Genomic DNA, 23,306 nt, shown 5'->3' on the forward strand with positions numbered 1-23,306 from the left:
CCCTACGGCGCTAGCGGCCTTTGCCCACCCTATGGCGCTACGAGGTTACCCGCTTGGCCGACACGATGCCCCACACGGCGATCACCGCCATCGCCAGCGAGATCAGCACGTTGTAGCCGGCTAGCGAGAGCCCGAGGAAGCGCCACTGCACCTCGTCGCAGCGGATCACCTTCACCGTGTCGAGACGCTGCAGCAGCGTGCCGGCGCTGCCGAGATCGGCCAGCGGGCCGGAGCAATCGGTCGGTCCCGGCCAGAATTGCCACTCGACGCCGGCGTGATAGCCGCCGAGCCAGGCATTGGCGAGCGCAGCGAGCAGCAGCACCGTGAACCCGGCCAGCGCCACCTGCCGCGGTGCCCCGCGCGAAGCGGCAAAGGCGACCACGAGGCCGAGCGGGACCGCCAGATAATAGGCGTAGCGCTGTTCGAGGCAGAGCGGACAGGGGCGGACATCCAGCACGAGTTGGAAGAACCAGGCGCCCGCCAGCGTCGCCGCGGCGACGACCGCGATCGCCAGTGCTGCAACGACGACCGGATCGGCGGGATGGCGCGCATGCGACGAATGGAGGGCATCTGACGTCACGGATGTTCTCCGGAGCATGGGTGCATGCTCAAAATAGGCATCAGCCTCCTATCCCGCCACTGCCCAGGTGTCGAGACACCCACAATCACTTCCACGCGGGTTGACCCGGAAGCGCCGCCCGCTATATTCCGCCGGCTTCGCCGCACCGGCCCTCCGGCCCGCGACCGAAGGCCCCTGTGGCGGAACTGGTAGACGCGCTCGACTCAAAATCGAGTTCCGCAAGGAGTGCTGGTTCGATTCCGGCCAGGGGCACCAAGCCGAAAACACCAATAGAAACAATAACTTAACCATTGGTATGATTCCGTTATTTTTGGGAGCATTTTCGAGGCTCGTTGAAAACACTGGTAAAAAGTTAGCACCAGCCGTCCAATTTGTTGGTATTTTTGTTGGCATCGGGAAGTTGAAAAGGTCGCGGCGAATTTCGCTATTCCGAACGACGCAATCGAGCAGAAGGCCCGCAAGAAGGATGGCGCGGCGTCAACCCAAAGCAGATCTGATCGACGTCGACTGCCACGCCGCGCGACCGAAATTCGATATTTGGCGACGGACCGCTCGCGCTTTTCGGCTCGCGCACGAAGCTGATGCAGCGTTGGGCTGATCGGATCGACCACTGGCTCGTCCCCAAGAAGGCGATGCCGATCAAGGGAGGCGCGCAGGCTTGAGTCTCCTATCATCAGGCTGGTTGATGTTGTCCAATTCAACGCGCGGCAAGCTCATGTGATAGTCGTCGACGCTGGTGCATGACGTGCCGAAAAGGGGTTTCGTGCAACACCAGACCATCCCGGAATTTCATAATGCTTACTGCGTAAGATGGTGCACCGACATTGCCGGACGAGACCTGCGTTCTCCGTTCAGCCGAGATACGCAAACAGTTCTATTGCTTCTGCGAAGCCGCGCACCGTATGTTCCCCGACTCATTCGAGAGCGAAATCCTGGTCAACAAAATCGGCGAATGCGCGGCACAGCAGCACCGGCTTCTCAAATTGCTTGGTGAGGCTTTCGAGCCAGAAGGCCATATTAACTGCCGGATCGATCACAGTGAAGTCGAGCCGCGTCTGTGATCCGATATTGCCGTACATGATGTCTCCGATATGGAGGCCGATGCCGCAGTGCAGCGGCGCGCGACCAGCTTCACTGTTCCTTTGGCTCAAGGCTCTCATAGCTTGACGCCCCTCGGACACGGCATGCATCAGCTTCGCACAGGCCGACGACTCGCGAAGGCGAAAGATGGCGAGCAGCCCGCGCGCAAAGCAAGCCATTAGCGACTACTCGCGGCTCGCTCACCTGCGATGCGGCGATCCGATCTTGAAGCTATCTGCGCGATCGGGACCTCGATGCCGACCGAGTCGCATGTCATCTCGGCGTGTCAACCCATTACGCTCAGCCCTGTTTGCGAGAGAAGGAATGACAATGTCAGGATGGACCTGGCAGCGGTATCTCAAAATGCCCCGGAGGGCGCTGCAAGCAAGCGGCCGGACGAAACCATTTATAAAGATCGCCTTCCCTGGGGTATTTCAAGAACCCCGAGCTGGCCGCAATTAACTCTAAAAGCTAGCAAAGCGTACCCGGGGTAACGGGAGTGCAGCCGCTTTCCAACGAACAAAGCAAACTTACGATATTCTCATCCAGCCTAATGATAGAACGCCTTGTTCGAGGCAAATATCTCCGTGACGAAGTCGAAGACCGCGGCCATTCTTGGCACGCGTCGTAGCTCCTCGTGGATGGCGAGCCAAAACTCGCGATTTGTTCTGACCTCACCCTCGAGCACGCGTCTGAGTGTGGGCTCGGAGTCCGCCAGATATGTGGGAAACATTCCGATCCCGAAGCCTCGCCTGACGGTGTCCAATTGGACGAGAGGGCTGGTGCTGCGAAAAACCACGCGTCTTTCGCCAACCGTGTCCTGGAGCCATTTCAGGGCAGGGATTTCGATCATGTCCGTGATGTAGTCGACGAAAACATGATCATCCAATTCCTCGAGGCTCTTGGGCTCGCCGTGGCGATCGATGTAGCCTTCCGAAGCGTAGAGGTAAACGTCGCACCTCGCGATTCGACGTGCGATATGGCGGGGGCCCGTGGGACGCACAATCCCGATGGAGATATCGGCCTCTCTCCGCGTCAGATTTGCGGTCTGCATCGCGGTGACGACTTCGACGAATATGTTGGGATACTTGTCCTTGAAGGCGGCCAATGCTGGCACGAACACGGTGGCGGCCAATCCCTCAACTGCGGCCACCCTCACCGGTCCGGAAAGTTTGTCCTTTCCGGACTTCGACCGAATGGCCTGGTCGGCGGCCCGCTCCATGATCTCGGCGTGGACCAGAAAGTCGGCCCCGGCCTCGGTCAGCACGAATCCCTGAGACGTCCTGTTGAACAGCTTCTGGTCGAGCGCACGTTCGAGATTGCCAATGCGTCGAAGTACCGTCGTATGCGATGCATTGAACCGCCTGGAGGCTTTGACCAGTGTTTTCTTGCGGACGAGTTCAATGAAGTATTGAATGTCGTCCCACGCGAAAAGCGCGTAGGGATCGTTCTCGCGAAAATCTTTGCGGCGGCGCACAATGAGCTCCGATACTTGCGGCCGGGACCGGCCGGGCCATCCATTTGGCCCGGCCCCAACCGACATCAGTGTATCAGACCCTTTGACGACCGATTCTGCTAGGTGAACGACTTGATCAGGGCGTCGACTTCGCTTTGATCCGGTCCTTTTGCGCGGGCGTGGGGTCTCGGCCCCGTGGCATAACCGACGAGAAGCAATATCTCGTCCGGCCGGGGAGCGTCCCCGACGCTGATCGGCATGGTGTCGACGGCATCGAGGTCCCAACCTTCATCAATCGGACCGAAGACGAGGTCGATGGCCGTCCCCGCGGCGACTACCTTTGCGTTGCCGGGAATGATGACCCGGCCCCTCCTGAGGGTCGAGCGCATGGCCATGCCGATCCTTGCGTGGATCATCGCCGCGCCATGCTCCAGGTCGCCGGAAAGCCCCACCAATGCGCCCTTGCTGTATGCGCGCAGGTTTTTGGCCTCACCGATGAGCGAGAGAGCCGTCTTCGTCATCTTCGCGCCGAGCTCGACGGAAATGTCGACGAGCGGTTTGAGATCCTCCCCAACCGGCTTCTGCGCCAGGGGATTCCTGATGACGCTACCTACGACGACCCGACGCATCGGGGTTGCGAGTCGACTGCCGTTTTCGATGGCGATCTCCTCCTGAAAAATCACAGTCTTGCGTACTTCCATCGCTCTCACTCCTTGGCCGAGCGCACGCACCATGACCATGGTGGGTGCCGCAATCGGATCGACTGTAGTCGAACAATTCACGCAATGGAGCCGTCGGGCAATGCGAACCATTGTGCATAGTTGCACAGGCGGCGGCGTTGACCGATACGCCGCACCAAGCGCAACATGAAGGCAAGCAGCTTCAGGAGCTTTCACATGCTGTCTCTGTTCAACGGTCGGCTACGACAACTCATGTCAGCGCTGGCTCGAGAGCTTGCATCCGCGCTGCGACACGTCTGTATCCATTAGCGCCGCTGTTTGCCGCGTTGTACGTCGGAATATCCAGCGCGGTACGTTCGAGTTGCGCGCGGCGGCTCTAACATTTCTTCGAGGAGACGGTCGAAGCGGGCGATCAAGATTGTCGCGACCTGCCGAACGCGGTCTGCTCGTGGTGCGCGCCGAACCTACGTCATGAATTACGGCGGCGATGAGATATTCATGGCCGCCGTGGCTTGGATCAGTGCTGCTCGCAGGCGCGTTCATGTCGTCCAGCGCACCTGCCGTCTAAGTCCGCGAAGCGTCACGAACCCAGTCTGCTGGCTAGCCTTCCCTAAACATCCAACCAGTCATCAGGCCGGCCACGCATGGGGCTGCGAAGAAGAGCCAAAGCTGCGAGAGCGCTTTCCCGCCGACCAACAGCGCCGGCCCGAAGCTCCGCGCGGGGTTGAGCGAAACGCCGGTAATGTTGAGGAAAGTGATGATCAGAACGGTCAGAACGGATCCGATCGCGACGCCCGCGAGTGAGGAGTTGGCCTTCGCCGACGTGGCGCCGAGTATTACGGCGACGAACACGGCGGTTGCGAAGAACTCCGTTGCAAACGCGGCGGACCAGTCGTAGCCGCCAAGGTAGCCTTGGCCCCAACCGTTCTGCCCGAGCCCCCGAACGCCAACATCGTAACCACCGGCAGCGCTTCCCTGAAGGATCACGAATAGGAGGGCCGCCCCTACCGCTGCTCCGCAGAACTGCGCCACGAAATATCCGGGAAGGTGCTGGGCATCGAACCTGCCCGCGGCCCAAAGAGACAGCGTGACCGCAGGATTGATATGACATCCCGAGATGGGGCCGATCGAATAGGCCAGAGCAAGGACCGTCAGGCCGAACGCCAATCCGATGGGCAAAGCTCCGATCGGAAGATTGGCGCCGTGTGCACCGGCGGTCACTGCACCACATCCAACAAACACAAGCGCCGCTGTGCCGAACGCTTCGGCGACGTATTTCTTCACTTCCATCTTCTACCCCTGGCTGATTTTTGGCTGGTGCAAGGTCGACCGTAGGAACGGCCTGTTTGGCTCACCGCGGCGGGTTAAAACGACACGATCGCTCCTTCAACCGCGATTGGGTCCACAGCAATGTGCGTAGATGATCAACCCTCATTCGACCGGCGGCTCGCGCCTCATGGGACCGCAGTTGCCGGCCCTTGCAGTTTGCACGAACCCAACGCCGGATTCGATCGGCTCAAAAAATAGAGCCCCCGATGCAATGAGCAGCGGGGGGCTGTGTCGGAGGCCGACAAGTGTAGGGAGGAAACGCCGGAGGCAGCAATGGCTCATCACGACTTCCAGGCGCCTCGAAGTATCACAGTGCAGGTGGGCTGTTATCCAGGATTCGATGCAACACGGATTGCACCAACGTCCGGGCAGCTAAGCTTCGCGTCGCTCTGGACCAACGATCCTTTTCACTTTCATCATTTCAACTCGAAGGATGACTTGGCCGTCTTTACCGAGGCGGTGATGAAGCGGTGCACCTCCCGGACGCGCAGCGTCTCATGTGTATCGGGATGCGACGTCAGCCAGTAGCTTCGCATGAACCTGAAATCGGGCAGGAGACGCGTGAGTTCAGGGAAACGTTGCGCCGCATAGTCGTGCAGAATGCCGATCCCGTGGCCGGCGCGGACCGCTTCCATTTGCGCCACGACGCTCCCGCATTCGTAACGGCGCGACATGAGGCGGCCCAAGACCGACGCGTAATCGAGGGCGCGGCTGTAGGCGAGCTCCTCGACATGCGTGACGAAGAGCCGCCCCGCCAGATCGGATTGGCTTGCAATCGGTCCTTCGCGGGCAAGATAGCTTTCTGCCGCATAAATGCTGAGGGTATAGTTCGTCAGCTTCGAAAGGATCAAGCGGCCATGTTTCGGCCGATCGAGGCTGATCGCAATATCGGCCTCACGCCGCGACAGGGAAAAAGCACGCGGCAGAGGAACAAGCTGAATCGTCAATCCGCTGTGCTTTGATGCAAGTGCTCCCAAGCGATCGGCGAGGAAGTAGTGACCAAGTCCATCGGGCGCCCCTACGCGCACGGTGCCTGTGATCCCCTGCTCCGCACCCCCGATATTGGCGGCAGCCCGCAGGAACTCGCCCTCCGTCCGCTCGGCGGCCGTGAGCAACGTCTGCCCCGCCGCCGTGAGCGTGCAGCCCGATGTGTGCCGCTCGAGTAGCTTCGTCCGAAGGCTCTTCTCCAGCGTGGTAAGCTGACGAGCAACGGTCGCATGGTTCAGTTTTAGATTCCGGGAAGCCTTGAGGATTTGTCCGGCCCGAGCGACCTCGAGGAAGATACGGACCTGCTCCCAGTCCATGGACTACACTTTCTGCACAATGGAGCCGCGAATACGGACGTTGAGATCGACTCCCATGCGTCTCATACCCGCAATCATCCATCGTTTGATCCGGGAGATGAGCCAATGCCTGTGACGATCTCGAACTTCATCAACGGCGAACTGATGGCAAGCAAGAGCGGGCGGACATCGCCCGTATTTAACCCGGCTACGGGCGAGCAGTCGGCAACGCTCGGATTGGCTTCGGCGACGGACGTAAAGGCGGCTATCGAGGCAGCTCGGCGAGCCTTCCCGGCCTGGGCCGCGTCGCCTTCCCTTCGTCGCGCGCGCATACTCAATCGCTTCTTGCGCATCCTCGAAGATCGCATCGACGAACTTGCCCAAGTGATCACCTCCGAGCATGGAAAGGTCCTGTCAGACGCACGGGGCGAAATCCAGCGCGGCATGGAAGTCGTGGAGTTCGCAACGGGGGCACCCCAACTGCTGAAGGGCGAGATCACCGAGAACGTTGGCACCCGCGTTGACAGCCATTCCCTGCGCCAGCCACTGGGTGTTGTGGCTGGCATAACGCCGTTCAATTTTCCGGCGATGGTGCCGATGTGGATGTTCCCGGTTGCACTCGCGTGCGGAAATACGTTCGTTTTGAAGCCATCCGAGCGAGACCCTTCGGCTGCCAATATTATGGCGCAATGGCTGAAGGAGGCCGGATTGCCTGATGGCGTCTTCAATGTGGTCCATGGCGACAAGGAGGCTGTCGATGCAATCCTGATGGATCCAGACGTGGTCGCGGTCAGTTTCGTCGGGTCCACCCCGATTGCCCGCTACATCTATGAGACCTCCACCCGCCGCGGCAAGCGCTGCCAGGCCTTGGGAGGCGCCAAGAACCACATGATCGTGATGCCCGACGCTGATCTGGACCAGGCCGTCGACGCACTCATGGGTGCCGCCTACGGATCCGCTGGCGAACGTTGCATGGCGATCTCCGTGGCCGTGCCGATTGGCGACACCACCGCGCAAAGGCTGATTGACAAGCTCGCACCGAAGGTGCGGGCGCTCAAGATCGGCCCTGGTACTGATTCCGAAGCCGAGATGGGTCCGCTCGTGACGAAGCAGCACCTCGACAAGGTGCGCGGCTATATCGACGCGGGCGCCGCCGAGGGCGCAAAGCTCGTGGTCGACGGACGCGAATTTAGACGGCAGGGGTACGAGAACGGATACTTCATCGGTGGAACGCTGTTCGACAACGTCACCACAGACATGAAGATCTATCGCGAAGAGATCTTCGGCCCGGTTCTGGCCATTTCGCGAGCCAAGTCCTACGACCACGCAGCCGACATGATCAACAATCATGAATTCGGCAACGGCACCGCGATCTTCACGCGCGATGGCGACGCCGCGCGGGAATTCGCCCACCAGATCCAAGTCGGCATGGTCGGCATCAACGTTCCGATTCCCGTTCCAATGGCGTTCCACTCCTTCGGGGGCTGGAAAGCCTCTCTCTTCGGCGACCATCACATGCATGGCCCGGAAGGGGTGCGGTTCTATACCAAGCTGAAGACGATCACGACGCGCTGGCCGACGGGGATACGGACCGGTGCCGAGTTCGTGATGCCGACGATGGGTTGACGCGCGAGGTCCTTCGGGGACCGCGGCTTCTTCGTGGCCCCCGAACGCCGCGTTCCAGTCAACGTCGCCTGCACAGCTTTCGAGCACGTCAATGCCTCCGCGCAAAACGTAGCTTTGTGATGGCACACCTCACATTGCGATTTTGTGCAACATCGTGTGCATTAAGAAGCGGGCGATCGTTCTCCGAGCGCGGGGCCGAACCGCGCTTTCGGTGAGCGTCCGCGAGCTCGCGAAGCGGAGCACGCGCGGCTTGGTTTTCATGGTTCGAAACCGTTTCTTTGGCGGCCCGCAACATCTGACCGGCGCGTCGCGGGCATCGACTGCAGGCTTCTTGCGGCGGAGTGGCGACGGAATGATCTAGCTGAGAGCCTTGCGTCCTCCCACGCTGCGCGCGAGAGCATCGGCAAGCATGCGAACTGCAGCTTGTGCCTGCTTGGTCTGCGTCGCAGTCACCTCGCCCCGGTAGAAGCAGATCGCAACGCCAGCCCTCACGGCCCCACTCGGATCGACAATCGGGGCTCCGACGGAATACATGTGCTCCCGTGTTTCGCCATCGTCGATCGACACGCCGTTCTGCCGGATCCGGGCCAATTGAGCGAGCAGATCGTTGATGGAGGCGACACCGGCCTTTGTTAGGGTCACGATATCATGTTTCTTGTACAAGGATCTCACCTGGTCGTCCGTCAGGGTACTCAACATGGCTTTTCCGGTTGCCGTGCAACAGGCGGGAAGTCGCATGCCGATCTTGAAGGTGATGCCGAGGGGCTTCGGGCTGTTCCGGCAGGCGACGTACAAGACATCTGCGCCCTCGAGTACAGACAAGACTGCGGTCTGCTCCCCGACTTTCCCAAGCGAGTCGCACGCCGAATAGAACTCCATGGCAATGTCCGACTTTCCAAGCTTCGCGCTCGCAAGATCGACAATCCGGATCCCAATGGTGAAACTGCCGTCGGGGGCGCGCTGAATGAAATCGCGCTCGAGCAGCGTTGCGCAAAGACCGAAAGCGGAGCTTTTCGCGATCCCGATTCTAGAAGCGAGTTCCGAAAGAGAGAGGCCCTTCGGCGCCTCAGAGAGAAGCTCGAGAATCTGCAGACCGCGCGCGAGCGCGGGGGCCAGGCTTTTCGGCTCCGCTCGAGCTCTGGCTGATGATTTCTTGGGTTTGGCCATTGAAAGTCTTGTCCCTACGGTGCACCAACTCAGGGTTGACTGAGGCGTCGGCGTCTCGTACTTTCTTTATATCGAACTGGGTTCTATTAGTCGAATGAAGTTCTGCAAGATTTTCCGAGCGGCGCGGGCCCGGCCCGATTGTCATGCCCAGTAAGAGAGCTCTGGCGATTCGGCATGTCGCGTTTGAGGACCTCGGGACATTTGAGCCTGTTCTCGCCGAGTTCGGTTATTCGGTCAGCTACTGCGACATCGGAAAGACGCAACTGGACGGCAGGCAATTGGCGGCCGCCGACTTGGTTGTCATTCTCGGGGGGCCAATCGGCTGCTATGAAACCACTCAGTATCCGTTTCTGAACAACGAAGTTGAGGCCATCCGGGTGCGACTCGAGTCCGGTGCGCCGACTCTCGGGATCTGTCTTGGAGCCCAGTTGATCGCAAATGCATTGGGCGCCGCGGTATACCCGGGACCCGTCAAGGAAATCGGCTGGGCGCCGGTTGTTCTAACGGACCACGGGCTGGTTTCAGTCGCCAGACATCTCGGGCAGGACGGCCAGGTGCTGCACTGGCACGGCGATACATTCGACCTGCCGCCCGGCGCGCGGCTGCTGGCCTCGACGAGAGATGTCCGCAATCAGGCCTATGCGATCGGCACTTCGGTGCTCGCATTTCAATTCCACCCGGAAATCAGAACGGAAGACCACGAACAATGGCTGATCGGCCACGCGCACGAGCTGGCAGCCAACAAGATCGATATACCGGCTCTCCGCGCGGACACGAAACGCAATGGTCCGGATCTGGAGCGGCGCGCGCGGTCGATGCTATCGGAATGGCTGGGCAACCTGCCGCCGAGTTGATCGCTCTTCGGCATGGGTCGACCGCGGCGCTCGTGGCGAGCGCGCCGCCCGGGCAAGGACGGAGGCAAACCCCTTCACATCGTCCGCCAGTCATCAGCCTGTTCGAAGGCGTAGGCCGCGCGATAGATGGTCGGCTCGTCGAAATGCTTCCCGATCAACATGAGCCCGATCGGAAGGCCATCGATCATACCGCACGGCACGTTCATCGCCGGGTGGTGGCTGATGTCGAACGGACAGGTATTGTTGGTCATCTCGAAGGCGCGCTGCACGATCAGCTCGCGGCTGGCATCGGGACCCGGCAAGGGCGTTGGAGCCATGGGAAGCGTCGGCATCAGCAACAGGTCGTAAGTGGCAAGAGCCTCGTCATAGGCGGCGGTCAACCGACGCGCCAGATTGACAGCCTTGCCGTAGTATCGCGGTCCAAACTGCTTCTTCATATGGGTGCCGAGAACAGTGATCACCTTGGTCGTCTCCGACAGCTCGTCGGCACGACGCTGCCAGCCATGCAACTTGTCGACCAGACCGGTAACGTAGAGATCTGGCCTCGAAAGCCCATAGCCATCCCCGAACATCATGGTTTGGGTAATTCCTTCGATGCCGATCGGTGTCCAGATCGACGGGCCCATGAGATGCATTGGGATCGAGACGTCCTCAACCGAAGCTCCGAGCTTGCGGAACAGATCTGCCCCCTTCCGAACGTTTTCATCGACTGCGGTCTCGGATTCCGGCCGGGCGAATCCTTCCTTCACGATGCCGATCCGTAGGTTTTTCACCCCGACATCGAGCATTCGCGAATAGGGATGAATCTTCGGCGCGTACTGTCTGGGATCAAAACCATCTGCTCCTGCGATCACCTCGAGCAGGACAGCATTGTCCGTTACCGATTTGCACATTGGGCCTGTATGATCGATGAAGATCTCAATGGGCATGATGCCCGTATATGGTACGAGACCATGTGTGGGCTTCATGCCATACAGCCCGCACCAGCTTGACGGCATCCGGATCGAGCCTCCCTGATCGCCACCGATCGCCATATCGGCCTCACCCAGCGCGACCACGACTCCGCTGCCCGACGAGGAGCCGCCGGCGGAGAATCCGTGCCTGTATGGGTTATGCACAACACCCTTCGCGCCCGTATGGCTGCCACCGGAGATGCAGTAATATTCGCAGTGCGTTTTTCCGACGATCTCGCCGCCAGCGTCGAGAATCCGCGTCACGATCGTCGCATCGACCTCGGGCACAAAGCCCTCGAGGATCGAGGATCCGTTCATCATCGGAACGCCGGCAACCATGACATTGTCCTTGATTGCGACGCGTTTGCCCAGCAGCGGCCCATTTGTCGATCCCTTGATCGAGGTCTTGACATACCAGGCGTTCTGCCGGTTCTCTTCGGCAGAGGGGAACGTCACCTTGCCGCGCGGATATTTTACCTCCGGCACGTTGTCGGAAAGCTCATGCACCAGGTTGTATCCGTCGATGTACGGCTTCATTAGCCCAATATAGGACGCGATATCGCCTTGTGACAGCGACAGACCGCATTCCCTGGCCGCTTCGGCGACCTCCGATGGAGTTGGTGCTTCAATCGACATCGCGAGCCTTTCGATAACTGCTGTGCTCAACTTGCGTCATGGCGCCAGCAGACGATGCAGCGCCGGGTCATTTTGTACGGCTGCGCTATCACCAGCAAGCGCGATCGATCCGCGGTCCATCACGTAACAGCGTTCCGAGACTTCGAGCGCAAGTTTGATATGCTGCTCGACGATGATCACGCCGATACGCTTGGCAAGCCGCTTCAGGCACTCGGCGATCTCTTCAATGACGCCGTGCCAAACTCCCTCGGTGGGTTCGTCGAGGAGGAGCAGGCGTGGGTTGCCCAGCAGGGCGCGGCTGATGGCAACCATCTTCCGCTCGCCGCCAGACAGTGTGCCTGCCTTTTGGTGCATGCGTTGGCCCAACCGAGGAAAAAGCTCGACGATTTCATCGAAGCTTGAGCTGCGCTTCCCATTGATCAGAGCGCCGATTTCGAGGTTTTCTCTCACGGTCATGCCCGAGAAAATGTTGTGATCCTGCGGCACTGTACCCAACCCGAGCGACACCCTTCGCTCAAGCGGCATGTGCGTTACGTCTTGCCCGTCGAAGCTGACGCTTCCGCGGGTCGGCGACAGATCGCCCGACAGGGTCTTTAAGAGCGTCGTCTTTCCGGCACCGTTCCGACCGAGAACGGCGACGCAACCACTGGCCGGCGCCTCGATCGAGACGTCGAACAGGACCTGGCCACGATCGTAGGAGGTGCAAAGACCATTGCTGCTGAGCAGACTAGGCATTTTTTAGATAAGCCTCCCGCACATTCTGATTGGCCTGCACCTCGGCCAATGGGCCGCTCGCGACAACTTTACCCTGATCCAGCACCGTCAGGGACTCGCAGATGTCTCGAATGAAATCGAGGTCGTGCTCGACAATGACAAGTGGACACTCGTCCTTCGCCTCCAAGAGCAATTCGCCGGTCGCGCGCCGCTCCTGGGGACTCATCCCGGCAGTCGGCTCGTCGAGAAGCAGCACCTTCGGCCCGCGCGAGACCGCCATGGCAATCTCCAACCACTGCTGCTGACCGTGAGAAAGATCGCCGGCAAGGTCCTTTTCACGCGACGCAAGCCGATAGCGCTGCAACATCGACATGATCCGGTCGCGCAGATGACGCCGAGATCGAGACAGCATCTGGGCCACGATGCCGTCATCGGCCTGGAACGCCAGCAGCATGTTGTCATACACCGAGAGCTTGGGAAGAATGCTCGTGATCTGAAACTTTATAGACAAGCCGGCGCGCGAACGCTCAAAAGGCGTATTGCTCGTAATGTCGCGGCCAAGGAGCGAGATGGTGCCAGAGTCCGGCGTCAACGCGCCCGCGAGACATTTAAGCAAGGTCGACTTTCCCGAACCATTTGGCCCGATCAGCCCGTGAAATTCACCGGCCTTAACGTCGAGATCGACGCCATTTAGCGCGACAAGAGCCCCGAACTTGCGTGTCACGCCACGAATCCTAAGCATGTTCATGACAGCGCTCCGCAATGTTATCGGACGCGCTCACGGCCTCGCCTCCGAATGTTCCGATTCTTTCTCTTTCTGAAACGACGAGGCTGATGAGACCTGCGGGACGATATGTTACGATCGCTAACAGCAGCATGCCAAGCAGGATCGGCCAACCCGTCTCCCAGTATTGAGAAACATAATATCCCACGGCTTCAATGGAGCCAGTGCCGATCACGGCGCCGATCAGCGTTCCCGCTCCGCCGAACATGGAATAGAGCGCTACCTGCGTCGAAAACACTGGACCGAGTTGAGCTGGCCCAACGAAGCCTTCGTGGAAAGAATAAAGTCCACCCGAAAGCCCGGCGATCATGCCTGCCAGACAGAATACAATGCCCTTATAAGTCTGAGTCTGGTAGCCCAAGAACGCGAGCCGCTCCTCCTGCTCCCGTATGCCGGCGAGCACGAGCCCGAACTGCGATCGCACCGCCCAGCGCAGCCCGACATAGACTAACACCAGCAGCCCGAACGCCAGGTAGTAGAAACCGATACCCTCTTCGATCTCCATTGTGCCGATGGTAAGGCGCGGCAGCGAGGGAATGCCGTTCTGGCCTCCGACATACGACCACCCGCGAAGCAACCGCTCGACCACGTAGGACCCGGTCAAAGTACCCAAGGCCACGAATACCGCTGTCGGCGATCGCTTGCCGAAGAGAATGATGGCGGCCATGACCAGAGAAATGAGAAGACCCGCCAGGAGAGCAGCCGGCAACAAGATCAGTGCCGAGGTGACTCCGAGTTTCGTCGCCAGCAGGGCCGTGCTGTATCCAGCCCCGCCGAAGAACAGAGCCTGGCCGAAACTCAGAATTCCGACATAGCCCCAGACCATATCGAACGATAGTGCCAGCAACCCAAGGATAACGATCCGGGTTGTGAACAAGACCCAATAATGCTCAAGCACGAGTGGCAAGAACAGAAACACGCCGAGCAGCGTGCCTTCGATCCAAGGCAGCACCTTCCGCTTGCTAGTTGACGCTGACATCGTTGAGGCCATGTTTACGGATCTGAGATGCTGCAACCCGCACGGCGGCGGCTCGCGAACGGCCGCCGCCAGAGGTTCCTTCACGACTTCATGCATTCGCCTGGCGCGACGGCGCCATTTGATTTGTCCACGATGTCAAATTTCCCGCCCTTCGCAACAGCGGTATACATGTTCATTTTCACGTGCCTGGTACCGGGCACCATTTCGGCACCGCCACCCGGTCCCTCGCTGATCTTTGCGTGATCCAGTGCGGCAGCAACCGCGTCGCGGGCGACGCTGCCTGCCTCCTTGGCTGCCGCTTCCCACAGCTTCACCGCACGATAGGTACCGGTCGAGCCGCCGGCCGCCGACAGCGGGTTCTTCGTTCCAAACATGGCCGTGTACTTCTCGAACAGCTGTTTGCTGAACGGATCGTCAACGGCTCTGAAGTAGTCGAGACAGCTCGCCAGACCCTCCGTCTCAGCGGGCGAGCTGATCGTCATCGTGCTCTCGTCATAAAGCACCGAGGCGACACGTCCGCCGCGCTTCATGAAACCCGCTTCGTACAGCTGCTTTACGAAAACCGGCAGGCCCGGTGGGATCAAGGTCGTGAAGACCACGTCCGTATTGTTTGCCATGATCTTGCGAACCGTGGCGCCGTACTCGACCTGATCGACGGGCGAGTATTCTTCGCCGACGACCTCGCCGCCATTCTTCTCGACGACGTTCTTGGCGTATGCGTTCAACGTGTGCGGCCAGATGTAGTCTGCGCCAGTAAAATAGAACTTCTTGCCGGTGTTCTTCATCAGCCAAGGCACGAATGTGTCGCATTGCTGCGCAGGCGTCGGCCCGGTGCAGAACAGGTTAGCGGTGCATTCCTTACCCTCGTAGAGTTGAGGATAGAGGTAGAGCTTCTTGCCCCGATTGACGATCGTATCTTTGATCGCATTGCGCATTGAACTCGTAATGCCGCCGATCATAACATCGACATTGTCCTTCTGGACTAGCTTGCTCACGCGCGTCACCGCAATCGCTTCGTTGGTCGCCGTGTCTTCGAGAAACATTTGCAGCGGACGCCCAAGAACGCCGCCTTTGGCGTTGATATCCTCGACGAGCATCTTGGCGACGTTTGCGCAGGGAAGACCCTGCACACTGATGGGGCCCGTCAGATCGAGCGCGAAGCCGACTTTGATTGGATCAGCAGCCCACGCTCCCCGCGGATTGAGCAGATAGCTTCCGCTCCCGAGTGCCAGCATGCCGCTAAAAAGGGCCGTGCGCTGCAAGAAGAGCCTGCGGGAGTACGATTCGAGGATCTCGTTCATGTTGTCGGTCGACATGGTCATTTTCTCCACAGTGACAGAAGCCCGGTTGGGCGATACTTCACGAACAGAATTGCGACGAGAAACAGAAGGACATCGGCAACGACCGGCTTGATGGCCCAGGGAAGCCCGGCCGCGCCTGCTCCGATAAAGGACGCCCCGAGCACGGATCCTTCAAAGCTGCCTACGCCACCGACCATGACGGCAAGGAAAGACTTGATCAGAAATGGAACGCCTATATCGGCGTTCAGCGAGTAGATCGGCACCATCAGCCCGCCTGCGAGCCCAGCAAGGGCCGCACCGAACGCAAATGTCCCTGCATAAACGCGGCTGGTCGGAATCGCGGAGGCACGCGCAAGACCCGGGTTCTCCAGCGACGCGCGGACATAGAGGCCCAGCGTCGATCGCGACAGGAACAGGTAGCTCGCCGCCAGGACGATGACGGTCATGAGAATGATGACGACGCGCCACTTCGACAGAGCGACATCGCCGATGAAGAATGCGCCAATCAATGGGGCTTCGACGCTGTAGAACTGGCCTCCCAGCAGGAGGCGGACGCTCTCTCTGAGAACGAGCCCGATAGCGAACGTGCTGATCATCGCCGCGACTGGCGTCGCGTAGAACCTACGTATGATCGTTCGTTCGAGACCGAGCGCGATAAGTGCGACGACAAAGGGAGCTGCGATCATTCCAACCCATGTCGGTAGGCCGGCCTCGTGGGCGAGATAAACCGTGTACGCGCCCAGCAGCAGAAACTCGCCATGGGCGAAATTGAAGATACCCATCATGCTCGCAATGACGCCGAGGCCGAGAACAGCAAGCACGAAGATTGCCATTGAGCCGACGACGTCAAACAGGAAGGGAGCTACATCCGCAGCAGTCATCAGCGCCTCTGTTCGCCATATCGAACCTTATTCGATATGTCGAAACGATAACCGTCATCGTTTTGTTGTCAAGGGCGGCCGGTTGCGTCCAGTGCGCGCTCATCGAGCAAAAACGGCGCGAATACTGGGCATTCGACCATTCAGCGGGGGCGGCGATTCCGCAGCAGGCGGACAAAGCAATGCTGCCCGACACGCGCTGAATACAGCGGTGCGAGCCGCTCGGCGCTGGTTGCTACGCCTTCTGAAACGCACAACGTGAGGCAGCGGAGAAATCTCTTCGACCGCTGGACGCGCGGTTCAACGTCCAGCGATTGTTATCGCAACGCACGTTGCATATTTGCTCGGGAGGGATCACCCCAATCCGCGCTGCGGGCCTTGACCGCCACCCGTCGATAGCGCGGCACAACTGGCGAACGTAAGCGCAGGAAATCGGTCGAAATCGCAATTTGACGTACAGAACCGCGCAAATGGCGGGGAGAGTGTCAGTCAATCCCCATTGAAAGGGAATTTTCGACCTTCCTGCACCAAAACCCACAACTCGAGCTACGACCGAAACCAGTCTTGCGGGTTTGGCCGATTCAGATCGGAAGTTCGAGCTCCGCGATCTAAACGGCTGTCGCCTCCGTATGCAATGTCGTCAATCGTCCATTTCCTTTGTCAATTTCACGATCTCACGCCGCCTCTACAACAAGATCGGAGACGTCATCGTTTGGCTGAGCACTGCAGTGTTGGTCGCTGCCGTTGTCGCTGCATTTCGGCGACGCTTGTGGAGACCGAAACGGCATCGGCCCTGCCTGCTGCCGAGGAGCCTGCAATTTATTTTTGCGAGCTAATACCAAGCCTCATGTTGTTGGTATTCCTGTTGGTATCGGCAACAATTGACAAGGAAAATAACTTTAAATTCAATTGGTTATTGTATTACGCGATTGCCGGCCAGGGGCACCAATCAAAAAACATCAGTAATAACAATAACTTATAACCTTAGTTCGATTCCTGATTTTTTGCAACGCGTTGAAGAAACACGTAAAAATTCACTGCAGCCGGCCGGTTTGTTGGTATTTTGTTGGTATCGGGAGAACGTTCACGGCGAATTTCGCTATTCCCGAACGAAAGAATTGAGTAGATGGCCATCAAGAAAGATAGCGCGAGCGCCAACGCGAGAGGGGAATGCAGCAAACAAGCCGAGCCCGACCAGCACAGATAATGTCAGTCTCCACGGGGTGGCTGAACGCATCCGCGGAATTACTATCGACGGATTGTCTCATCGCTTAGTACGCTTCGGCCATTGACTGATTTCTCTCGAGGGCAGCCGCCCTCTCGTGCACCAACCTTTCGACCTCATCGCGTACACTCACAGTTCTTGTTACGCCTCCTACTCCGTGGCCAGCGCTCCAGATATCACGCCACATTTTCATGAGGTCGGTATCGCGATTTACGCTGAAACCTTTGTGATTTCCGCGGTCGATAAAGCCCGACTTTTCCAGACTGGCACGCAGGATGTTTGCCGGGATCCCAGTCAGCTTGTCGGTTGTCACAACGTCGTCAGCGCCGCTTTCGATGAGCATGTCTCGATAGCTTTGATCGGCTTCGCTTTCTTGCGTTGCAATGAAGGTAGTGCCCATGAGTACAAAATCCGCTCCCATCATTTCGGCAGCGGCGATCTGCCGTCCTGTCGAAAGACCTCCCGCAAGTGCGATCGGCCCATCAAAAAATCTGCGAACTTCCGCCAAGAACGAAAATGGATTTAGCCAGCCCGTATTGCCGCCCGCGCCGGCGCTTAGAAGCACCAGTCCGTCAACGCCTGCTGACGCAGCGCGCTTTGCGTGGCGAACCGTCGCGGCATCGGAGAAGACCAGACCGCCATAACTATGGATACTATCTATCAGCCGGTCCGGGCTGCCTACGCTGGATATCGCGATCGGCACCTTATGCTTGATCATCAAGTCGATGTCGGCATCGAGTCTCGTGTTGCTCGCATGGGCGATAAGGTTTACTGCGAATGGAGCCGTCGCGCCTGCAGTTTCCAGCTTCGCGACAATATCGCTGATCCAAGAGTCGAGGATATCAGTGGTTCTCGCGTTGAGAGCCGGAATGGACCCAAGAACGCCGCTTGACGACGACGCTACTACAAGGTTTCGACCGGAAACGAGAAACATCGGCGCGACAAAGAGCGGCAACTTGAGCTTGGCCTGGAGCCGAGCGGTTACTTGTGGATCGCCATAATTTCCCATTTTGATTGCCTTTACTGAGCTCGGTTCGATCGAAGGACGAGATTCAACGCGCAGACTTGACGCGCTTCTTGCGCCCCATTGCCGCTCTTGAACCGCATTCGCATGCAGTCAGGTAAACCGCGAGAAGTCGGCGCGGCGCTTCTCTTTGAATGCGTTAACCGCTTGTATTGCTTCAGCTCGATGCTGGAGCCGAACCAAATGCTCTATTTCGACCTTAATCGCCTCGCGAACGTCCTCCGCCATTGACCGCTTCATGAGCATTTTCGTCGTTCGCACTGACGTAGGCGGCTGAGCCGCGACGAGCGCCGCCTTCGCTTTGGCAATCTCTTCAACCTGGTCATTGGGAAACACGCCATTCACGATCCCTAGCTCAAGCGCCGTAGTCGCGTCGAACGCTTCTCCTGTGAGCAGGATTTCGCTCGCGCGATGATGTCCGACCAGCCGGGGCAGCAAGTAAGACGATGCACACTCCGGACAAACCGCCAACGGCACGAACGGAATTCTGAAGGTTGTATGTGATCCGCAGTAGACGAGATCGCAGTGCAAAAGCATCGTCACGCCGATACCAACGGCAATGCCGCATGGCGCGGCAATGATTGGCTTGCTGCATTCCGCCAAAGCACTCATGAACCGGCCATGCGGTCCGTCGGGCCCCTCGATAATGCCGTCGGACAAGTCGTTGCCGGCCGTAAAGCAATCAGCGCTCCCCGTCAGGACGACCACCCTGATGGAAGCGTCGGCCTCGGCCCGTTCAAGAGCATCTGCGAGGCATGAATACATCGTGCGAGTTAGCGCGTTTCGCTTATCCGGTCGGTTCAGACGGATCGTCAGAGTTCGATCACCGATTTCGGTCAGCACATTGTCCATCATGAGCGACTCCTTAGTCACAGAGATTCGGCGGTTCAGGCAACGCCGCGTTCGAACACAGCAATGTGTGCGACGGCTTCCTCGAACCCCCAAAGTCCCCCACCATTCTCCTGGACGGCGATCCGCGCATCCTTGACTTGTCGCGACCCTGCCTCTCCTCGCAACTGCGCAACGAGCTCGAATATCTGCCCAATGCCGGTCGCCCCGATCGGATGGCCCTTGGATTCGAGACCGCCCGATGGGTTGATGGGCACGCGGCCGCCCAACGTTGTGGCCCCGCTCTGCGCAAACCTGCCGGAGGCTCCGAGCTCGCACAGTCCGAGATTGGCGCTCTGGATGAGCTCGCCGATCGCGGTGGCGTCATGGACCTCCACCACGTCGACGTCCTCCGGCGCTACGCCCGCCTGTTCATAGGCAGCTCTTGCCGTGAGCCGGGTGATGTGGTTCTCGAGATCATCACCTCCGCGCGCCGTTGCGGAGCGGATAACGCTCGCCCGCACCTTGACAGCGCGAGACGCCTGAACACCCAAACGTTTGAGCGCCGCGCCGGTGCAGATGATGGCAGCCGCAGCGCCATCGGAAATCGGCGCACACATCGGCAGCGTCAACGGGTAGCTAATGGCGCGCCCCGCCAAGACTTCATCGGCAGTCATCGATTTGCGATACTGCGCCCGCTCGTTGTCGACCGCGTGGGTGTGGTTCTTGGCGGCGACAAAGGCCATTTGCTCCTGGGTGATGTCGTGCAAACGCATCAACTGTCGACCAAGAGCGGCGTAGACATCCATGAAGACGCTGTAGGGCCGATCGGACACACTCCCGGGAGGCGGATCGACACCCTGACCGAGAGCAATCAACCGATCCGCATTTTCCTTCGGCGTATGGACATCCCAACCCGAATCGAAGATGGCGAACATCTTCGCCTTGTCCTCGTCGTACATTTTCTCGGCGCCTATTGCGAGAGCGACCTCACCGGCTCCGGCGCGCAGATGGTTCACCGCGAGATTGAACGCGGACGACGCCGTCGCACAGGCGTTTTCCACGTTGAAGACCGGGATTCCCTGAAGGCCTTCGGGCAACAGCGCGACCTGCCCGCGGATGCAAGTCTGTCCCTCCATGAAACCTTGGACGACGTTTCCAAAGAAAGCAGCCTGGATCTCGGATTTGTCGATGCCTGCATCGCTCAACGCATCATTTAAAGCCCACGCAACAAGCTTTTTCAGGCTCTTATCCAGATGCCGACCGAACGGCGTCATCCCGACGCCGATGATATAGACGTCTTCCATGTGAATTCCTCCGAATTAGATCGAGCGCCAGTGGCCCTGCCAGAATTTTTCGCGCACTACGCGTCTCAACAGCTTACCGACGGGGCTGCGCGGCAACTCGCTCCAGATCTCCACGCGCTTGGGAGTCTTCATGCCGCCGAGGCGTTCGCGACACAGCGTCAATACCCCGTCTTCGGTCAATGCATGGCCGGGCTTGAGTTGGATGACTGCAGTGACGGCCTCTCCCCACTTCTCGTGCGGCGCTCCGACAACGATACAGTCCAGAACGGCAGGGATTTCGTAGATGATCTTTTCAATTTCCGAGGGGAAGATATTGAACGCGCCGCTAACGATCATGTCCTTCTTGCGGTCCACGATCGTGACGAATCCTGCATCGTCCATGATCCCGACATCACCGGTGTGGTGGAAGCCGAACGCACTGACTTCATTCGTGGCTTCGGGGTTCTTGTAGTAGCACTTCATCAGGGATGGCATCCTGACCACGATCTCTCCACGTTGCCCTCGCGGGAGGATATTGCCATCGTCATCCATGATTTCGAGGCGGACGTACTCCGCCGCACGCCCCGCGGAGCGCAGAACTGACTCATTGAAAGAGCCGTCCTTCAAGATGTAATCTTCGGGCGCTTTGACCGTCACGGGCATATGCGTTTCCGACTGCGCATAGGATTCCCACACAACGGGTCCCAGCAGAGCGACGATCTCCTTGAATTTTTCCGGCGCGATCGGGGCCGCCCCGGTCAGGCACATCTTCACGGATGAGAAGTCGGTGCTTTTGACCTTTGGATGCACCAGGAGCGCGCCGATCATCGTTGGCGGCATGAACAGGTGCGTGATCCTTTCCTGCTCGATCAGGTGAAGGACTTTTTCGGCGTCGAAGCCCGACATAATTACGTTGGTGCCCGCAGACGGATAGAACGCCATGGCAAACATTCCGGCGGCGTGCGAAAGCGGCGCTATGGATAGAACGCGCGAGCGCGGTTGAATCCTGAAGCCCTTTTCCTGGGCAATCAATCCTTGTTCGAGCGTATAATGGGTGTGCACGACGCCTTTCGACGGACCAGTCGTACCCCCCGTCGGCACAAGACACGCCCGCCGCATCATATCGGGCTTGGAGTACGGAAATTCTTCGAACTTTCCGTCCAGCCAGCTCGCCAAGCTTTCACCCTCGGGGGAATCGGCGTCGATGCAGATCCATCTGCGGACCCTGCTGTTGCTGGCCTTCAGTTGTCCCACCTCCTTTTCGTAACGGCTGTTGAAAAAGACTAGCTCGCCATCCATGAAGTCGAGCACTTCCGCATTGGTTTCGACGGCGTTGCGATCGTGCACGCCAACCCAAGCGAAATCGGCCCGGTTGATTCCCATCTGCAGCATGGAAATGCGGGGATCGTTCGAGCTGTAGATGCCGATCACCGCACCTGCCGTCAATCCGGGCTCGCGGCTCAGAGCCGTCGCAATCGCGTGCACTGTCCTGCGCGCTTCCCCGTAGGTCACGCGCAGATCCCCGAAAACGGCAAACTCGACGTCGGGATTGGCAATAGCCGCCTTTTCGAAATAGTCCGATACCCGCACTCTTCCCTCCCAGACGAGGCACGCTCTCATTTGCCCGAACTGCCTTTGATCGCATGGGGCCGCATCGCATGCTCCGCCTGACGCGCAGGACCCGTGGCGACGCGAGATCAGCACAAGCAAGCCTCGAACCGCATTTATTACTTGATCGTCACATTTTCTGACTTAAAAGTCAATCTTGATTGAACCCTTTCTAGAAGCAGGAGAATAGCGTGGAGCGCCAGACACAGAAGGTGATTTGCGAGCGTCGCGGTCACGCCCTCATCATCACTATCGACCGCCCTGAAGCCCGCAACGCTGTGGACTATGAGACGTCGCTGCAGATGGAAGCTGCCTTGGATGCGCTTGATGCGGATCCCGAACTTCGCGTGGGCATCATTACAGGGTCGAACAAGATCTTCTCGGCAGGAGCGGACCTGAAAGCGGCCGCCAAAGGGGAGAGCTCGATCACCGAACGACGCGGCGGCTTCGGTGCTTTTGCGCGCCCCTCGCTTAAGCCGACGATTGCTGCGGTCGAAGGTTTCGCGGTGGGAGGTGGGTTCGAGCTTTGCTTATCCTGCGATCTCGTCGTCGCGGCGCGAAGCGCAAAATTCGGACTACCTGAAGTACGCCACAACGTGGTGGCGGTCGGAGGCGCCTTATTTCGGCTTCCGAAGCGGATTCCCTACAATGTTGCGATGGAGATGGCGATCACCGGGCTGTTCAGGACGGCCGAGGATCTTCACGCTCTTGGCTTCGTCAATCGGCTGGCCGAGGAAGGTCAGGCCTTATCCGTTGCTCTTTCGTTTGCCGAAGAAGTTCTTGTTAACGGCCCGACCGCGGTATGGGCAAGCCGCGAAATCATGTTTCAGTCCAACAACTGGACCGATGAAGCAGCCTGGAGCGAACAGTGGAAGATTGCCCGGGTTGCGCTCGACAGTGAGGATGCAAAGGAAGGCCTGCGAGCGTTCGCCGAAAAGCGCAAACCCCATTGGAAAGGTCGGTAGATCACGTTCGACGTCAACGCAGCGGCGCGCCGCTTTGACATCGTTCTATCGGTTGCGCCGAGGCAGGACC

Annotated in this window: 20 protein-coding genes, 1 tRNA gene and 1 pseudogene; 5 read left to right on the top strand and 17 right to left on the bottom strand. The window is 59.0% G+C overall.

Annotated elements, in window-relative coordinates:
• Positions 1 to 37 precede the first annotated feature (37 nt).
• Positions 38 to 580: a disulfide bond formation protein B gene (locus RX328_RS39625; RefSeq protein ID WP_312017939.1), complete on the bottom strand. Its 543-nt coding sequence runs from the start codon at positions 578 to 580 to the stop codon at positions 38 to 40.
• Positions 581 to 750: 170 nt separating this feature from the next.
• Here RX328_RS39625 and RX328_RS39630 point away from each other — a divergent pair.
• Positions 751 to 835, top strand: a tRNA-Leu gene (locus tag RX328_RS39630).
• 596 nt (positions 836 to 1,431) lie between these two features.
• Here RX328_RS39630 and RX328_RS39635 read toward each other — a convergent pair.
• From RX328_RS39635 to RX328_RS39655, 5 genes and pseudogenes are all read right to left on the bottom strand, one after another.
• Positions 1,432 to 1,821 (bottom strand): annotated as a pseudogene (locus tag RX328_RS39635) (adenylate/guanylate cyclase domain-containing protein); the annotation flags it as partial.
• Positions 1,822 to 2,210: 389 nt separating this feature from the next.
• A complete protein-coding gene (locus tag RX328_RS39640) occupies positions 2,211 to 3,137 on the bottom strand; it encodes a LysR family transcriptional regulator (RefSeq protein WP_213246721.1) in 927 nt (308 codons plus the stop codon).
• 98 nt (positions 3,138 to 3,235) lie between these two features.
• Positions 3,236 to 3,817 carry an amino acid synthesis family protein gene (locus RX328_RS39645; protein ID WP_213246719.1) on the bottom strand — a complete coding sequence of 194 codons (582 nt, stop codon included), beginning with the start codon at positions 3,815 to 3,817 and terminating at the stop codon, positions 3,236 to 3,238.
• Positions 3,818 to 4,396: 579 nt separating this feature from the next.
• The gene (locus tag RX328_RS39650) at positions 4,397 to 5,086 is read right to left on the bottom strand and encodes an aquaporin (protein ID WP_249726031.1); all 690 of its coding nucleotides are present in this window, start codon (positions 5,084 to 5,086) and stop codon (positions 4,397 to 4,399) included.
• A gap of 455 nt (positions 5,087 to 5,541) precedes the next feature.
• Positions 5,542 to 6,429 carry a LysR family transcriptional regulator gene (locus RX328_RS39655; protein ID WP_213246717.1) on the bottom strand — a complete coding sequence of 296 codons (888 nt, stop codon included), beginning with the start codon at positions 6,427 to 6,429 and terminating at the stop codon, positions 5,542 to 5,544.
• A 105-nt stretch (positions 6,430 to 6,534) separates the two neighbouring features.
• Between RX328_RS39655 and RX328_RS39660 the strand changes: the two genes are divergently transcribed.
• A complete protein-coding gene (locus RX328_RS39660) occupies positions 6,535 to 8,034 on the top strand; it encodes a CoA-acylating methylmalonate-semialdehyde dehydrogenase (RefSeq protein WP_213246715.1) in 1,500 nt (499 codons plus the stop codon).
• A gap of 357 nt (positions 8,035 to 8,391) precedes the next feature.
• On the opposite strand, the gene RX328_RS39665 is transcribed toward RX328_RS39660, so the two are convergent.
• Positions 8,392 to 9,201, bottom strand: coding sequence for an IclR family transcriptional regulator (locus tag RX328_RS39665; protein WP_213246713.1), 810 nt, complete (start codon positions 9,199 to 9,201; stop codon positions 8,392 to 8,394).
• Between the two features lie 143 nt (positions 9,202 to 9,344).
• On the opposite strand from RX328_RS39665, the gene RX328_RS39670 reads away from it, so the two are divergent.
• Entirely contained in the window at positions 9,345 to 10,055 is a 711-nt protein-coding gene (locus RX328_RS39670) for a glutamine amidotransferase (RefSeq protein ID WP_213246711.1), read from the top strand.
• A gap of 74 nt (positions 10,056 to 10,129) precedes the next feature.
• Here the strand turns inward: RX328_RS39670 and RX328_RS39675 are convergent, their stop codons facing one another.
• Genes RX328_RS39675 through RX328_RS39700 form a run of 6 tightly spaced genes read right to left on the bottom strand, consistent with a single transcriptional unit; the run spans position 10,130 to position 16,303 of the window.
• Entirely contained in the window at positions 10,130 to 11,644 is a 1,515-nt protein-coding gene (locus RX328_RS39675; RefSeq protein WP_213246710.1) for an amidase, read from the bottom strand.
• A 36-nt stretch (positions 11,645 to 11,680) separates the two neighbouring features.
• Positions 11,681 to 12,379, bottom strand: a complete 699-nt coding sequence (locus RX328_RS39680) for an ABC transporter ATP-binding protein (protein WP_213246709.1) — start codon at positions 12,377 to 12,379, stop codon at positions 11,681 to 11,683.
• Positions 12,372 to 13,106, bottom strand: a complete 735-nt coding sequence (locus tag RX328_RS39685) for an ABC transporter ATP-binding protein (RefSeq protein ID WP_213246708.1) — start codon at positions 13,104 to 13,106, stop codon at positions 12,372 to 12,374. Before RX328_RS39685 ends, RX328_RS39680 begins: the two co-directional genes overlap by 8 nt.
• On the bottom strand, positions 13,093 to 14,205 hold the full coding sequence (locus RX328_RS39690) for a branched-chain amino acid ABC transporter permease (protein ID WP_312017938.1): 1,113 nt from the start codon (positions 14,203 to 14,205) through the stop codon (positions 13,093 to 13,095). The genes RX328_RS39685 and RX328_RS39690 overlap by 14 nt, the downstream gene beginning before the upstream one ends.
• Positions 14,202 to 15,422 (bottom strand): substrate-binding protein, encoded by a 1,221-nt coding sequence (locus RX328_RS39695; protein WP_317258585.1) that lies wholly within the window; start codon positions 15,420 to 15,422, stop codon positions 14,202 to 14,204. The genes RX328_RS39690 and RX328_RS39695 overlap by 4 nt, the downstream gene beginning before the upstream one ends.
• A gap of 17 nt (positions 15,423 to 15,439) precedes the next feature.
• Entirely contained in the window at positions 15,440 to 16,303 is an 864-nt protein-coding gene (locus RX328_RS39700) for a branched-chain amino acid ABC transporter permease (protein ID WP_213246706.1), read from the bottom strand.
• Between the two features lie 709 nt (positions 16,304 to 17,012).
• On the opposite strand from RX328_RS39700, the gene RX328_RS39705 reads away from it, so the two are divergent.
• Positions 17,013 to 17,282: a hypothetical protein gene (locus tag RX328_RS39705; protein ID WP_213246704.1), complete on the top strand. Its 270-nt coding sequence runs from the start codon at positions 17,013 to 17,015 to the stop codon at positions 17,280 to 17,282.
• A gap of 289 nt (positions 17,283 to 17,571) precedes the next feature.
• On the opposite strand, the gene RX328_RS39710 is transcribed toward RX328_RS39705, so the two are convergent.
• The 4 genes from RX328_RS39710 to RX328_RS39725 form a co-directional block, all read right to left on the bottom strand.
• Positions 17,572 to 18,534 carry an NAD(P)H-dependent flavin oxidoreductase gene (locus tag RX328_RS39710; protein ID WP_213246703.1) on the bottom strand — a complete coding sequence of 321 codons (963 nt, stop codon included), beginning with the start codon at positions 18,532 to 18,534 and terminating at the stop codon, positions 17,572 to 17,574.
• A gap of 108 nt (positions 18,535 to 18,642) precedes the next feature.
• On the bottom strand, positions 18,643 to 19,404 hold the full coding sequence (locus RX328_RS39715) for an enoyl-CoA hydratase (protein ID WP_213246701.1): 762 nt from the start codon (positions 19,402 to 19,404) through the stop codon (positions 18,643 to 18,645).
• 32 nt (positions 19,405 to 19,436) lie between these two features.
• Positions 19,437 to 20,684, bottom strand: a complete 1,248-nt coding sequence (locus RX328_RS39720; protein WP_213246699.1) for a thiolase family protein — start codon at positions 20,682 to 20,684, stop codon at positions 19,437 to 19,439.
• A 15-nt stretch (positions 20,685 to 20,699) separates the two neighbouring features.
• Positions 20,700 to 22,253: a class I adenylate-forming enzyme family protein gene (locus RX328_RS39725; protein ID WP_213246697.1), complete on the bottom strand. Its 1,554-nt coding sequence runs from the start codon at positions 22,251 to 22,253 to the stop codon at positions 20,700 to 20,702.
• Positions 22,254 to 22,462: 209 nt separating this feature from the next.
• Between RX328_RS39725 and RX328_RS39730 the strand changes: the two genes are divergently transcribed.
• Entirely contained in the window at positions 22,463 to 23,236 is a 774-nt protein-coding gene (locus tag RX328_RS39730) for a crotonase/enoyl-CoA hydratase family protein (RefSeq protein WP_213246695.1), read from the top strand.
• Positions 23,237 to 23,306: the final 70 nt, after the last annotated feature.

Source organism: Bradyrhizobium sp. sBnM-33 (assembly GCF_032917945.1).
Classification (GTDB): domain Bacteria; phylum Pseudomonadota; class Alphaproteobacteria; order Rhizobiales; family Xanthobacteraceae; genus Bradyrhizobium.